The following is a 13,514-nucleotide window of genomic DNA, read 5'->3' as shown; positions in this document are numbered from 1 at the left end:
GCATTTCCCTTCGATCCTGCTGTCTTGCGTCTCCGACTTTACCAGACTCATTCGGCGTCTTCCGCCTCTTGAATTCCAGCGACCTTTGGATTGGTCTTTTGCCTTTCGGCTTCCGCTACTTTAACCGAATCCCCGCCCGGCTCATAATCGAGCCGTCGGGCTTGAATTTCGGCATGCCGAAATCGAACCCGTCAGGGTTGATCGTCAGTAGTGGGTGGCCGCTTTGGGGGCTGCTGAACAGCAGGACCCGTGTCAAGCGGCTCGGGCTACGTTAGGCGGATGAACGGTACGAGTCAAGTTCAGCGGCGTCGGGGTACATGGGCCCGATAGGGGCTCACCGAAGGGTCGTCCGCGATCCAGAAGCGCCATGGATGGACCGCGCCGTCGCCGCCCACACCGGTGCGGGGGCCGCTGCGGACCTGGTCAGTCGGTACCGGGGTGCCGGCCAGCATCGCCAGCGGTGCGTCGGGGCCCGCGCAGACGTCCGTGCCGTTGAGGGCGCGGTCGACATCGAGTGCGGTGGCCAGACGGGCCGGCCCTTTGGCCAGTTCTCTGTGATGCCGGGCCGAGAATCGACGGGTATGTGCCAGCTCCGCGCCCACCTGGATCTCGCCGGCGCGGAGCAGGACTCCGCTCGCCGTACCCTCCGGGCCGCACACCAGGTTGAGGCAGTGCCACATCCCGTAGGTGAAGTAGACGTACGCATGACCGGGCGGGCCGAACATCACTCCGTTGCGGGCCGTCCGGCCGCGGAAGGCGTGGGACCCCGGGTCGATCTCGCCCGCGTACGCCTCGACTTCGGTCAGCCGGAGCTCGATCGGGCCGTCGTCCGTGGTGCGTACCAGCGTTCGGCCGAGGAGATCGGGCGCGACCTCCAGGACCGGGCGGTCGAAGAAGTCCCTGGGAAGCGGCATACGGTCGGGGCTCTCCATGGCGTATGAGCCTACCGGGGAACCGACTACGGTCGGAGCGCGTATGTAGGGGTCAGGATCTAGAAGGAGTGAACATGGGCTTCAAGAAGCTGCTCGCGAGCCTCGGCGCCGGTGGTGCGTCCGTCGAGACGGAGCTGACCGAGCTGAACGTCGTGCCTGGCGGCGTCGTCCAGGGCGAGGTGCGGCTCCAGGGCGGTTCCGTCAACCAGCAGATCCAAGGGGTCTCCGTCGGTCTTCAGGCGCGTGTCGAGGTCGAGGGGAACGACCAGGAGCTCAAGCAGGACATCGAGTTCACCAAGCAGTCCATCGGCGGCGCCTTCGAGGTTCAGGCCGGAGCGGTCCATGTGGTGCCGTTCGGACTTGAGATCCCGTGGGAGACCCCGATCACGACGATCGACGGCCAGCAGCTCCGCGGGATGAACATCGGCGTGACCACGGAGCTCGCGATCGCCCGGGCGCTGGACTCCAGCGACCTCGACCCGATCAACGTCCACCCGCTGCCTGCGCAGCAGGCCCTCCTGGACGCCTTCATCCAGCTCGGGTTCCGCTTCAAGGCCGCGGACATGGAGCGTGGTCACATCCGCGGGACGCGCCAGCGGCTGCCGTTCTACCAGGAGATCGAGTTCTTCGCGCCGCAGCAGTACCGCGGGCTCAACCAGGTCGAGCTGACCTTCGTCGCGGACGACCGTGAGATGGACGTCATCCTGGAGATGGACAAGAAGCCGGGGCTCTTCACCGAGGGCAGCGACTCGTTCCGGTCGTTCCAGGTCGGTCTCGACGACTTCCACGGCACCGACTGGGCCGCCTATCTCAACCAGTGGCTCGCCGAGGTGGGTGGCCGTCGTAACTGGTTCTGATCACGGCCTTTAGGCTCGGCGTCGCAGGGCAGATCCGTCGGCACACCGGCCGGCGGGACAGCCGATTCGGAGGTTCAGACGTTGACCGAGGGCAAGAGGGCTCCGCTCCCCCATGACTTCCATCCGCAGGTGCCGTCCTTCACCGTGGTGAGCGACGACGTCGCGCCCGGCGCGGTGCTCAAGGACGCACAGGTCCACGCGGCCGGGAACACCTCGCCGCAGTTGCGCTGGGAGGGCTTCCCGGCGGAGACCAAGAGCTTCGCCGTGACCTGTTTCGATCCCGACGCGCCCACCGGCAGCGGGTTCTGGCACTGGGTGCTCTTCGACATTCCGGCGTCCGTGACCGAGCTGCCTGCGGGTGCGGGCAGCGGTTCGTTCGACGGACTGCCCGAGGGCGCCGTGCACGCCCGGAGCGACTACGGGTCGAAGGACTTCGGGGGCGCGGCGCCGCCCGCCGGGGATCCGGCGCATCGGTATGTGTTCACGGTGTACGCGGTGGACACCGAGAAACTGGGGCCCGACAGTGACGCCTCGCCCGCGTTCGTCGGTTTCAATCTGCGGTTCCACGCGCTTGCCCGTGCGCAGCTCATCGGCGAGTACGCGGCTCCGGCGGAGAGCTGACCGTTTTCCTTTTGTTTGCCCTGCCCTGGTCTTGGAGAGACCAGGGCAGGGCACTTTTTATTGTGTTGTCCCCCTCGGCGTGCCCGGCCAGAGTTGATCCCAGCCCGCCAGGCGGCGGGCCGGCACACGGGAGGTGGGCGGGATGCGGGACACGCTGGTACTGAATGCGAGCTTCGAGCCGCTGTCGACGGTGACACTCAACCGTGCGGTGGTGCTGGTGCTCCAGGACAAGGCCGTTGTCGAGCAGGCTCATCCCGGTCTCCGTGTCCGTGCCGCCGCCGTGGAGCTTCCGGTGCCCCGGGTGATCAGGCTCTGCCGCTATGTGCGGGTGCCCTTTCGAAGACAGGCCCCGTGGTCGAGGCGGGGCGTTCTGGTACGGGACCAGCATCGCTGCGCGTACTGCGGCCGACGCGCGACGACGGTGGACCATGTGGTGCCGAGGTCCCGGGGTGGCACGGACAGCTGGCTGAATACGGTCGCCTCCTGCGCCGAGGACAACCATCGCAAGGCCGACCGTACGCCGGAGCAGGCGGGGATGCCGCTGCTGCACGAGCCGTTCGTACCGTCCCCGGCGGACGCGATGCTGCTGTCGCTGCGGGCGGGTGAGCGTTCGGAGCTGCCGCAGTGGCTGATGGGCGTGCGGTCCGCCGCATGACGGAACCGTACGGCCGTGGCGGACATACGGCCCGACCGGCCTGCCCGGCCTGCCCGGCCCGACCGTCCCAGGACATCTACGACAAGAGCCCGCCCGCGGTCCGGGGGCGGGCTCTTGTCGTTCGTCCGCCCCGGTGTCAGCCGTACCGGCGGATCAGGAGCTGTGCGATGGCGACCGCGCCGACCACCACGATCAGCGCGCGCAGCGCGACCGGTGGCAGCCGTCGCCCGACCTTGGCGCCGAGCTGGCCGCCCAGGGCGGAGCCGACGGCGATGAGCACGACGGCCGTCCAGTCGAAGTGGGCGACGAAGAGGAAGTAGAGCGCGGCGACGCTGTTGACGACGGCGGCGAGGACGTTCTTGACGGCGTTGAGGCGTTGCAGCCTGTCGTCGAGCAGCATGCCCATCAGGGAGAGATAGATGATCCCCTGGGCCGCGGTGAAGTAGCCGCCGTAGACGCTGGCGAGGAGGAGTCCGGCGAACAGCAGCGGGCCGCCGTCCGGGCGGGCGTCGGTGCCTCTGCGCCGGCGGCGGGCCTGGACGGCCCTGGTGAGCCGGGGCTGGAGGATCACCAGGGCGAGGGCGATGGTGACCAGGACGGGCACGATCGTCTCGAAGGCCGTCGAGGGCAGGACGAGCAGCAGTGTCGCTCCGGTGAGACCGCCGATGAGCGCGGCGGCGCTCAGCCGGAGCACACGGCGGCGCTGGCCGGTGAGCTCGGCGCGGTAGCCGATGGCTCCGCTGACCGACCCCGGTATGAGTCCGAGGGCGTTGGAGACGGTGGCGGTGACCGGTGGGAGGCCGGTCGCCAGCAGGACGGGAAAGGTGATCAGGGTGCCGGAGCCGACGATGGTGTTGATCGTTCCGGCACTGATGCCCGCCACGAAGACGGCGAGCATCTCCCAGATGGTCACAGTGTGCTGCCCTTCGGTGATCGGTGCAAGATGCACCGATCATGCACGAAGGGTCGGACGGGTCAGTCCAGCGGGGGGTCCTGTCGGCGCTCCTTGCCGGTGTCGAAGCCGGGGACGCCGCCGCCGAGGTTGCCGAAGGCGCCGCTGAGTCCCTTGAGGGCGTCGCCGATCTCGCTGGGCACGATCCAGAGTTTGTTCGCGTCTCCCTCGGCGATCTTGGGGAGCATCTGGAGGTACTGGTACGAGAGCAGCTTCTGGTCCGGGTCGCCCGCGTGGATCGACTCGAAGACCGTACGGATCGCCTGGGCCTCGCCCTCGGCGCGCAGGGCCGCGGCCTTGGCCTCGCCCTCCGCGCGCAGGATCGCGGACTGCTTCTCGCCCTCCGCGGTGAGGATCTGCGACTGGCGGATGCCCTCGGCGGTCAGGATCGCGGCGCGCTTGTCACGGTCGGCGCGCATCTGCTTCTCCATCGAGTCCTGGATGGAGGTGGGCGGTTCGATGGCCTTCAGCTCGACGCGGTTGACGCGGATGCCCCACTTGCCGGTGGCCTCGTCAAGGACGCCACGCAGGGCCGCGTTGATCTCCTCGCGGGAGGTGAGCGTCCGCTCCAGGTCCATGCCACCGATGATGTTGCGCAGGGTGGTGACGGTGAGCTGTTCGATCGCCTGGATGTAGCTGGCGACTTCATAGGTCGCCGCGCGGGCGTCGGTCACCTGGTAGTAGATGACGGTGTCGATGTTGACGACCAGGTTGTCCTGTGTGATCACCGGCTGCGGCGGGAACGGGACGACCTGCTCGCGGAGGTCGATCCGGTTACGGATCGAGTCGATGAACGGGACCACGATGTTCAGTCCCGCGTTGAGAGTTCGGGTGTAGCGGCCGAACCGCTCCACGATGGCGGCGCTTGCCTGCGGGATGACCTGGATCGTTCTGACCAGGGCGATGAATACAAGCACCACCAGGATGACCAGAACGATGATGATTGATGGCATCGCGTATCTCGGGCCCTTCGCTGCCGGATGTTCTGATGATCGAGTTTCTCAGACCAGGAGCGTGCATGGGGAGCGTTCCACAGGGTTGGCTCACATCACCACGGCTGTCGCTCCGTCGATTTCGACCACATCGACCTGCTGGCCGGGTTCGAACGACATGTCGGCGTCGAGGGTGCGCGCCGACCAGACCTCACCGGCGAGCTTGATCCGGCCGCCTCGGCCGTCGACACGTTCGAGGACGGTGGCCTGACGGCCCCTCAGCGCGTCGATTCCGGTGGCCGCTCCGGGATTCGAGCCGCGTTGCCGGCTCGCGACACGGCGGACCACCGCGATGAGCGCGACGGACACCACGGCGAATACAAGGACTTGGGCCACCACGGTGCCGCCCAGCGCGGCGGTGACGGCGGCGGCGACCGAGCCCGCGGAGAACATTCCGAACTCGGGCATCGCGGTCAGGACGAGCGGAATTCCCAGACCGACGGCGCCGATCAGCCACCACACCCACGCTTCGATTTCCACCTGGTCATGGTAGGTCCGGCGATCCCTGTCGGGACAGGGGTGATATCCGGTCAGTGAAGCGGCGGTTCCCGCGTCAGCCGAGCGGGAGGCCCTGCGCGGTCCAGCGGTCACCGTTGCGCTCGACGACGAGCGGGAGGCCGAAGCAGAGGGAGAGATTGCGCGAGGTCAGTTCCGTCTCCATCGGGCCGGCGGCGAGCACCTTGCCCTGGCGGATCATGAGGACATGGGTGAAGCCCGGGGCGATCTCCTCGACATGGTGGGTGACCATGATCATGGACGGTGCGTACGGATCGCGCGCGAGGCGGCCGAGCCTGCGTACCAGGTCCTCGCGTCCGCCGAGGTCGAGACCGGCCGCGGGCTCGTCCAGGAGGAGCAGTTCGGGATCGGTCATCATCGCGCGGGCGATCAGGGTGCGCTTGCGCTCGCCCTCGGAGAGGGTGCCGAATCTGCGGTCGAGATAGTCGGTCATGCCCAGCCGGTCGAGAAAGGCGCGGGCGCGCTGCTCGTCGACGTCGTCGTAGTTCTCGTGCCAGGTCGCGGTCATGCCGTACGCGGCCGTCAGCACGGTCTGGAGGACCGTCTGGCGCTTGGGGAGCTTTTCGGCCAGGGCGATGCCCGCGATACCGATGCGCGGGCGGAGGTCGAAGACGTCGACCTTGCCGAGCCGGTCGCCGAGGATGGTCACCTCGCCGCCGGTCGGGAAGAGATAGCTGGAGGCGAGATTGAGCAGGGTGGTCTTGCCGGCGCCGTTGGGGCCGAGGATCACCCAGCGCTCCCCCTCCTTGACCGACCAGGAGACATCGTCCACCAGAGCGCGTCCGTCGCGGACCACGGATACGTCCACCAGCTCCAGTACATCGCTCATGAGCGCGTTGTCTCCCCATGCAATCGTCTTGAGGTTCCGGGTGCGCCTGTGGGCGCGTCTCCCCGGAAAATCTACGCCACCGGTCGAGTGGTCCGGCCCTGAGGTCCGTTCCCTAGGCTGGGTCCATGCATTCGCAACCACGCTCAGGACTGCTGGCCGCTTGGGGAAACGCCCTTCTGGCCGGGTTTGTATCGCCGGACGACGCCGTGCTCGCCGTGGTCGGTGACGACGCGCGGCACCGGGTGGAGGGGCTGCCCGGCGAGGCCGGTCCTGTCGGGCTCACGCTGGCACTGGGACGGCTGCGGGCACTCGGGGTGACCGGATACCGCGTGGCGCTGCCCGTACCGGGCCATCCGCTGGGGCTCAGCGGACCGCCGGAGTTCAACGCCCGCGCGCTGGAGGCCGAGGAGGCCGTCGTCGCGACCGGCGCGCCGTACGGTCTGGTGCCCGAGATCACCTCGGTGGGCCCGGAGGGCGACCGTCATACGGAGGTCCTCTGGCACTGTCTGCCGGTACGGGAGGCGCCGCCGGCGGACGTGCCCTCGCTCGCAGAGGCGGAGCGGGAGCTGGCGGAGGCGCTCCGGGAGGCGACGGAGGCGATCTCACGGCTGGACGTGGCGGCCTCGGGCCCGGTCGCGGCGGCGGCGCTGGACGCGTACCGGGCACGGGCGGAGCGGAGCCGCGAGGTGCTGGCGCCCGGTTATCCGCCGCGCGCTGCCCGGGTCCTCGAACTGGCGCAGCGGGTCGGACTGCTGGTCTCGCTGGCGTACGAGCACGGGCACGGCGGTGCGGTGAGCGCCTCGGAGATGGCGGCGCGCGGTGCGGCCCTGCGCCCGGTCGAGCGGGTGGCCCGCCGGGCACAGGTCGCGTCGTACAACGCTTACGTGGAAGAAAGACAACGGCAGGGTTCGCTACCGCGGCCCGACGGGCCGCGCCCGGCCGCCGGTGAGTGAGCCGAAGGGGCGCGTCGGTGCCGAAAGGGAGGCTGTGCTCGATGTGCGGCTCTGCCGCGGGGGCGGAGGTTCGCGAGGAACGAGCGAATCGAGCACGGCCGACCGTCGGCATCGACATGAAGCGCCCCGGAGGCGGACCGGGCCTAGAAATTCACCGAGTGGTTGGCGAACGCCGGGTTCAGGAGGCCGATCACATTGACGGTGTTGCCGGTCGCGTTCACCGGGATGTGAACCGGGATCTGGATGGTGTTGCCGGAGCCGACACCCGGGGAGTTCTTCGCCGTGCCGAGGGCGTGGGCGCCGCCGTCGGTGGCGAACGCGGCACCGGCGGAGGCGCCCGCCGCGAGACCGGCGGTGACGAGGACCAGAGCGGCCTTCTTGGCAACCTTCATGGGATGTTCCTTAATCGTGTGATCAATGACCACGGCAGTACGCCGTGGTTACGCCATGAAGAACGCCCGAGCGGCGATCAGGATGCGCCGTGTGGGTGACATACACACGACGGTATGAATCTCAGACCGGAGGATGGCGGTCCGCTTCGGTCCTCTCAGCCCGCCGCCCCATGTCGGACGGCCCAGAGCGCCGCCTGCGTACGGTCCGAGAGATCCAGTTTCATCAGGATGTTCGAGACATGGGTCTTGACAGTCTTCTCGGAGAGCACCAGCGCACGGGCGATCTCGCGGTTGGAGCGCCCGTCGGCGATCAGTCCGAGCACCTCCTGCTCCCGGTCGGTGAGCGAGATCCCTCTGCCCTGGCCGGCGCCCGTCTCGTCCTGGGCCAGCAGCGCGCCCGCGACCTCCGGCTGGAGCAGCACATGGCCCGCGTGGACGGAGCGGATCGCGCCCGCCAGTGCCTCGGGATCGACGTCCTTGTACACATAGCCGGAGGCGCCGGCCCGCAGGGCGGGAACCACGGTGCGCTTCTCGGTGAAGCTGGTGACGATCAGTACCCTGGCCGGGTTGTCCAGCTCACGGAGCTTGCGCAGCGCCTCGATACCGTCCATGCCCGGCATCTTGATGTCCATCAGTACGACGTCGGGACGCAGTTCCTCGGCGCGGGCGACGCCCTCGTCACCGTCCGACGCCTCGCCCACCACCTCGATGTCGTCCTGGACCTCCAGGAACGTCCGCAGTCCGCGGCGGACCACCTGGTGGTCGTCGACCAGCAGGACGCGGATCGCCCGCCCGTGCCCGTGCCCGGTCCCCGCGCCTCCGGCCGGACGCCGGGCACCGTCCCTGCCCTCTTCAGCCACCGGGCACCTCCATCTCGATCGTGGTGCCCTGGCCGGGCGCCGATACCACCCTGAGTCTGCCGCCGACACCGCTCGCGCGGTCGCGCATCGAGACCAGCCCGAGATGACGGCCCGCCCTGCGGACCGATCGGGGTTCGAAGCCCGTGCCGTCGTCGGTGACGCTGAGGACCGCGCCCTGGCCCCGGCGGGTGAGGGCGACCTCGATGCGGCCCGCCCCGGAGTGCCGCAGCGCGTTGTGCAGTGCCTCCTGGGCCACCCGCAGCAGCGCCTCCTCCTGGGCGGCGGGCAGGGCCCTTATCCCGCAGGCGCCGAAGGTCACCTCGGCCGAGTGCGCGCGGTCGAGCACCTGGACATGGGTACGGAGCGTATGGACCAGCCCGTCCTCGTCCAGGGCCGCCGGGCGCAGCTCGACCACGGCGGCGCGCAGTTCGTCGGCGGCCTCGGCGGCGAGGGCGGCGACCTGCTGGAGCTCGCCCTTGGCACGGGCTGGATCGCGGTCGACCAGGGCGGCGGCGGCCTGGGCGGTCAGCCGCAGCGAGAAGAGCTTCTGGCTGACGGCGTCGTGGAGTTCGTGCGCGAGGCGTGAGCGCTCCTCGGCGATGGTGAGTTCGCGGCTGCGCTCGTACAGCCGGGCGTTGGTGAGGGCGATCGCGGCGTGCTGGGCGAGGATCGCGAGGAGTTCCTCGTCCTCCTCGGTGAATCCGCACCGCTCGTCGCGGGCGGTCGCCGCCCTGGGGCAGCGCTTGTTGGCGAGGAAGAGCGCGGCGAGGGTCTCGTCACCGTCCCTGACCGGCAGACCGAGGAAGTCGGACATCTCCGGGTGGGCGGAGGGCCAGCCCTCGAAGCGCGGGTCCTTGCGCACATCGGCGAGACGCTCGGCCTTCTCCTCGTGGAGCATCGCCGCGAGGATGCCGTGCTGGCGCGGCAGCGGGCCGATGGCCCGCCACTGTTCGTCGCTGATGCCGTCCACCACGAACTGGGCGAAGCCGCCGTGGTCGTCGGGGACACCGAGCGCCGCGTACTCGGCGTCGAGCAGTTCGCGGGCCGAGGCGACGATCGTCTTGAGGACGTCGCGCACCTCCAGACGTCTGCTCATCGCGAGAAGCGCGCTGCTCACGGCGGCGAGGCCGGAGCCTGGTCGGTGACTCATGTTTTCACCGTACCGGCGGGCCGGACAGCCCGTATCCGCCTCGGGGCCTCCTCCGGCCGGGCCGATGGCCTAGGTCCGGCCCCGGCACGGCCCGGGTCCGGCCTAGGTCTGCCCTGGATCCGGCCGTGAACCGGCCTCGCTCCGGCCTAGGTCGAAGTGCCCCGGCGGGACCGGGCCGGCGTCCGAGGCGGTGGCGGGGACGGCGTTCCTACGGTGAGTGACATCGGCGGGCGACCAGGCGCGCCGATCGGGCCGAAGGAGCGGATGTCATGCCGGTAGCGATCATCACGGGGGCTTCGAAAGGGCTGGGGCGCGCCTTGGCCGTGGCGCTGGCCCGGCACGGCTGGGATCTGGTGCTGAACGCCAGGACCGCGAAGGTGCTGGAGGCGGCGGCCGGGGAGGCGAGAGCGCACGGAACACGGGTGGTGGCCCTCGCGGGAGATGTCACGGACGCCGCGCACCGCGCGGAGCTGGTGAACGCCGCCGCCGGGCTGGGCGCGCTCGATCTGGTGGTGAGCAATGCCAGCGCGCTGGGCGCTGAGCCGCTCGTACGGCTGGACGCGCTGCCGCTCGACGGGCTGCGGACGGCGCTGGAGACGAATGTGGTCGCGGCGCTCGGCCTGGTGCAGCGGGCGCTGCCGCTGCTGCGCGCGGGCACTCCCGGCGCGGTCGTCACGGTCAGTTCGGACGCAGCGGCGGAGGCGTACGGGACCTGGGGCGGTTACGGCGCGTCGAAGGCGGCGCTGGACCAGCTCGCCGCCGTGCTCGCGGTCGAGGAGCCGGAGCTGCGGGTGTGGGCCGTCGACCCGGGCGACATGGGAACGGACCTCTATGCGGCGGCCGTGCCGGACGACCCGGATCCGCGGCCGGAGCCGGAGTCGGTGGTGCCCGGTTTCCTGCGGCTGCTGGAGCGCCGACCGCCGAGCGGCCGGTACGCGGCGCCGGCTCTTCTGGAGCTTCGATGAGTGTCCTGCCGACGTTGCGGGTGCCCGAGGAACTGTCGGCCCGGGTACCGGCGGAGCGGCGCGGCTCCGGCAGGGACGATGTGCGTCTGCTGGTCTCCCGCGGCACCGACGTGACGCATCACACCTTCCGTGAGCTGCCGGGCCTGCTCCGGGCCGGCGATGTGCTGGTGGTCAACACGTCGGCGACGCTGCCGGCGGCGGTCAACGGGCGCGTCGGCGGCGCGCGCGTCGTCGTGCACTTCTCGACGCGTGGTGACGACGGCCGGTGGGCGGTGGAGCTGCGCACACCCGTGGCGGCCGGGACGACCGGGGCGGGCACGACCCTGCCCAGGGCCGGTGGCCCCTGCGGAGCGGTCGTCCGGCTGCCGGGCGGCGAGCAGCTCGTACTGGAGGACCCGCTGGATCCGGAGGGGGCCCGGCTGTGGTGGGCACACGTCTCGTACCCCGATGTGCCGGGGCTGCTGCGCCGTTACGGACGGCCGATCCGCTACGGATACACGGAGCGGGATCAGCCGCTGTCCGCGTACCAGACGGTCTTCGCGCTCGCCTCCCCCGACGGCTCGGGCTCCGCGGAGATGCCGAGCGCCGGCCGTCCCTTCACCGCGAGGACGGTCACGGAGCTGGTGTGCCGGGGCGTGCAGTTCGCGCCGCTGACGCTGCACACGGGAGTGGCCTCGGCGGAGGCCCACGAACCGCCGTACCCGGAGCACTTCGAGGTGCCGGAGACGACGGCCCGGCTGGTGAACGCCGCTTCGGCGGGCGGCGGACGGATCATCGCGGTCGGCACGACGGCGGTACGGGCCCTGGAGTCCGCGGCCGGGAGCGACGGTGTGGTGCGGGCCGCCTCGGGATGGACGGATCTGGTGATCACGCCCAGGCGCGGAGTGCGCGCCGTGGACGGGCTGCTGACCGGACTGCACGAGCCGGAGGCCTCTCATCTGCTGATGCTGGAGGCGATCGCCGGGCGCGCGGCGCTGGAGCGCGGTTATCAGGAGGCGCTGGAGCGTCTCTATCTCTGGCACGAGTTCGGGGACGTCCATCTCCTCCTCCCCGACGAGACCGCTCACACATCGCATTGCTGAAGCAACGAACGGTCATATCGCCGCATCCTCGATGTGAGCCCGCACATAGGACGTGGATCACTTACGACGTCGATTAGTCGAGGGACAAAGAGGTGTGAGGCTGGCGTAAACGGGCATCTCGCCGCTCCATGAGTGCCCGGATGCACTACTCAGGGTCGTACGTCACACCTTTGCCAGCGGATTTTGCTGCCGCTAAGAATTGCGTTCGTCGCCGCCGAGCTGGCTGGCCAACCGGCCTTCGCGACTCCCCGCAATTCGAAGAGGTACGTCTTTCATGTTCTCGTCACGCATCGCTGATCTCCGTAGCCTGAACAGGACCACGACCCGCAAGGCTTCGATCGCAGGCATCGCCGCCGCCGGTGTCGCGGCCGTCACGTTCTCGCTGGTTCCCGGTGGCCACGCCGCCGCCGACGCGCATCCCGCCACCGCGCCGGTGGCCTGGTCGAGCACCCAGAGCGGCGTGCACACCACGGCGGCGAAGGAGATCACCGCCGTCAGGACGGCCGACAGCAAGGTGGCCTACCCGGACAACCTGGACGGCTGGATCCGTGAGGCGCTGTCGATCATGAAGAAGAACGGCATTCCCGGCTCGTACGAGGGGCTGCACCGCAACATCCTCCGGGAGTCGAGCGGCAACCCGAAGGCCATCAACCTCTGGGACATCAACGCCAAGAACGGCATACCGTCCAAGGGCCTGCTCCAGGTCATCCCGCCGACGTTCGCGGCCTACCACGTCAAGGGCACCCCGAACGACATCTGGGACCCGGTCGCCAACATCGTGGCCGCCGCCAACTACGCGGCGGACAAGTACGGCTCGATGGACAACGTCAACAGCGCCTACTGAGCCGGGCGGCGCCGAGGCGCACGACGCGCACCGACGCGCGGAGGGCGGCACCCCGTACGNNGCACGGCGCTACTTGCGCATGACCTCGGGCTCATGACGGCGCAGCAGCCGCGACACCGCGAATCCGCAGACCACACCGATGAGGAGCAGGATGCCGATGTTCATCCCCCACTGGCTCGCCGAGTGCTCCCACAGCGGGTCCAGATTGGTGGGATTGTCCTGGTCCCACGGCGGCATGAGATGCGCGAGATCGAGGGTCGAGCCCGCGCCCGCGATGGCCCAGCGGGACGGCATCAGCCAGGCGAACTGCTCCAGCCCCGGCGAGTCGTAGACCTGGAAGAGGACACCGGTGAAGACGACCTGGACGATCGCGAACATCACCAGCAGCGGCATGGTCTTCTCGGCGGTCTTCACCAGCGAGGAGATGACCAGGCCGAACATCATCGAGGTGAAGCCGAGCGCGATCACGACCAGGCAGATCTCGATGGCGGGCGGCATGATCAGGCCCTCCGCGGGCAGGGCGCGGGTGGCGAAGCCTATGCCGCAGATGATCACGCCCTGGAACGCCGTGATCACACCGAGCGTGATCACCTTGGACATCAGATAGGCGGAGCGGGACAGCCCGGTGGCCCGTTCCCGTTCGTAGATGACCCGTTCCTTGATCAGTTCCCGTACGGAGTTGGCCGCGCCCGAGAAGCACATACCGACCGCGAGGATCAGCATGATCGTGCCCGCGTCACCGTTGAATCTGGACGGCGCCTCCGGCGGACCGAGGCCGAACTTCGCCGGGATGACCACGCTGACCACACCGAGCACGGCCGGCAGGATCACCATCAGCGCCATGAAGCCCTTGTCGGACGCGATGACCGCGGCGTAGCGGCGGATCAGCGTCAGCAACTGGGCGGCCCAGCTCT

General features: G+C 69.5%; 16 protein-coding genes. 7 read left to right on the top strand and 9 right to left on the bottom strand.

Annotated elements, in window-relative coordinates; translation table 11 throughout:
• Positions 1-299: 299 nt before the first annotated feature.
• On the bottom strand, positions 300-932 hold the full coding sequence (locus BFF77_RS22490) for a DNA-3-methyladenine glycosylase (RefSeq protein ID WP_066952761.1): 633 nt from the start codon (positions 930-932) through the stop codon (positions 300-302).
• Positions 933-1,006: 74 nt separating this feature from the next.
• Between BFF77_RS22490 and BFF77_RS22485 the strand changes: the two genes are divergently transcribed.
• The 3 genes from BFF77_RS22485 (at position 1,007) to BFF77_RS22475 (ending at position 3,065) form a co-directional block, all read left to right on the top strand.
• Positions 1,007-1,789 (top strand): sporulation protein, encoded by a 783-nt coding sequence (locus BFF77_RS22485; RefSeq protein ID WP_066952759.1) that lies wholly within the window; start codon positions 1,007-1,009, stop codon positions 1,787-1,789.
• A gap of 81 nt (positions 1,790-1,870) precedes the next feature.
• Positions 1,871-2,410, top strand: coding sequence for a YbhB/YbcL family Raf kinase inhibitor-like protein (locus tag BFF77_RS22480; RefSeq protein ID WP_066952757.1), 540 nt, complete (start codon positions 1,871-1,873; stop codon positions 2,408-2,410).
• Between the two features lie 142 nt (positions 2,411-2,552).
• Complete coding sequence (locus BFF77_RS22475; protein ID WP_066952755.1) at positions 2,553-3,065, top strand: HNH endonuclease; 513 nt, start codon at positions 2,553-2,555, stop codon at positions 3,063-3,065.
• Between the two features lie 136 nt (positions 3,066-3,201).
• Here the strand turns inward: BFF77_RS22475 and BFF77_RS22470 are convergent, their stop codons facing one another.
• From BFF77_RS22470 to BFF77_RS22455, 4 genes are all read right to left on the bottom strand, one after another.
• Entirely contained in the window at positions 3,202-3,978 is a 777-nt protein-coding gene (locus BFF77_RS22470) for a sulfite exporter TauE/SafE family protein (protein ID WP_066952753.1), read from the bottom strand.
• A gap of 62 nt (positions 3,979-4,040) precedes the next feature.
• Complete coding sequence (locus BFF77_RS22465) at positions 4,041-4,970, bottom strand: SPFH domain-containing protein (RefSeq protein WP_066952751.1); 930 nt, start codon at positions 4,968-4,970, stop codon at positions 4,041-4,043.
• Between the two features lie 90 nt (positions 4,971-5,060).
• Positions 5,061-5,489 (bottom strand): NfeD family protein, encoded by a 429-nt coding sequence (locus tag BFF77_RS22460; RefSeq protein ID WP_066952749.1) that lies wholly within the window; start codon positions 5,487-5,489, stop codon positions 5,061-5,063.
• Positions 5,490-5,562: 73 nt separating this feature from the next.
• A complete protein-coding gene (locus tag BFF77_RS22455; protein ID WP_066952747.1) occupies positions 5,563-6,354 on the bottom strand; it encodes an ABC transporter ATP-binding protein in 792 nt (263 codons plus the stop codon).
• 125 nt (positions 6,355-6,479) lie between these two features.
• Between BFF77_RS22455 and BFF77_RS22450 the strand changes: the two genes are divergently transcribed.
• Positions 6,480-7,307 carry a hypothetical protein gene (locus tag BFF77_RS22450; RefSeq protein ID WP_066952746.1) on the top strand — a complete coding sequence of 276 codons (828 nt, stop codon included), beginning with the start codon at positions 6,480-6,482 and terminating at the stop codon, positions 7,305-7,307.
• Between the two features lie 143 nt (positions 7,308-7,450).
• On the opposite strand, the gene BFF77_RS22445 is transcribed toward BFF77_RS22450, so the two are convergent.
• The 3 genes from BFF77_RS22445 to BFF77_RS22435 form a co-directional block, all read right to left on the bottom strand.
• Positions 7,451-7,699, bottom strand: a complete 249-nt coding sequence (locus tag BFF77_RS22445; RefSeq protein WP_066952744.1) for a chaplin — start codon at positions 7,697-7,699, stop codon at positions 7,451-7,453.
• Between the two features lie 155 nt (positions 7,700-7,854).
• Positions 7,855-8,484, bottom strand: coding sequence for a response regulator (locus BFF77_RS22440; RefSeq protein ID WP_066952764.1), 630 nt, complete (start codon positions 8,482-8,484; stop codon positions 7,855-7,857).
• Positions 8,485-8,551: 67 nt separating this feature from the next.
• Positions 8,552-9,709: a GAF domain-containing sensor histidine kinase gene (locus BFF77_RS22435; RefSeq protein ID WP_066952741.1), complete on the bottom strand. Its 1,158-nt coding sequence runs from the start codon at positions 9,707-9,709 to the stop codon at positions 8,552-8,554.
• Positions 9,710-9,978: 269 nt separating this feature from the next.
• On the opposite strand from BFF77_RS22435, the gene BFF77_RS22430 reads away from it, so the two are divergent.
• The 3 genes from BFF77_RS22430 (at position 9,979) to BFF77_RS22420 (ending at position 12,600) form a co-directional block, all read left to right on the top strand.
• Positions 9,979-10,674 carry an SDR family NAD(P)-dependent oxidoreductase gene (locus BFF77_RS22430; RefSeq protein ID WP_066952740.1) on the top strand — a complete coding sequence of 232 codons (696 nt, stop codon included), beginning with the start codon at positions 9,979-9,981 and terminating at the stop codon, positions 10,672-10,674.
• Positions 10,671-11,756 carry an S-adenosylmethionine:tRNA ribosyltransferase-isomerase gene (locus BFF77_RS22425; protein ID WP_066952738.1) on the top strand — a complete coding sequence of 362 codons (1,086 nt, stop codon included), beginning with the start codon at positions 10,671-10,673 and terminating at the stop codon, positions 11,754-11,756. The genes BFF77_RS22430 and BFF77_RS22425 overlap by 4 nt, the downstream gene beginning before the upstream one ends.
• Positions 11,757-12,030: 274 nt before the next feature.
• Positions 12,031-12,600: a transglycosylase SLT domain-containing protein gene (locus BFF77_RS22420; RefSeq protein WP_066952736.1), complete on the top strand. Its 570-nt coding sequence runs from the start codon at positions 12,031-12,033 to the stop codon at positions 12,598-12,600.
• A gap of 69 nt (positions 12,601-12,669) precedes the next feature.
• Here the strand turns inward: BFF77_RS22420 and BFF77_RS22415 are convergent.
• Positions 12,670-13,514: ABC transporter permease (locus BFF77_RS22415; protein WP_141698491.1), on the bottom strand; the 845-nt coding region annotated here is incomplete at its 5' end.

Origin of the sequence: Streptomyces lushanensis (assembly GCF_001700515.1) — a bacterium.
GTDB classification, from domain to species: Bacteria; Actinomycetota; Actinomycetes; order Streptomycetales; family Streptomycetaceae; genus Streptomyces; species Streptomyces lushanensis.
The sequence above is the reverse complement of the archived record's forward strand: the minus strand, read 5'-3'. Positions and strand labels throughout refer to the sequence as shown.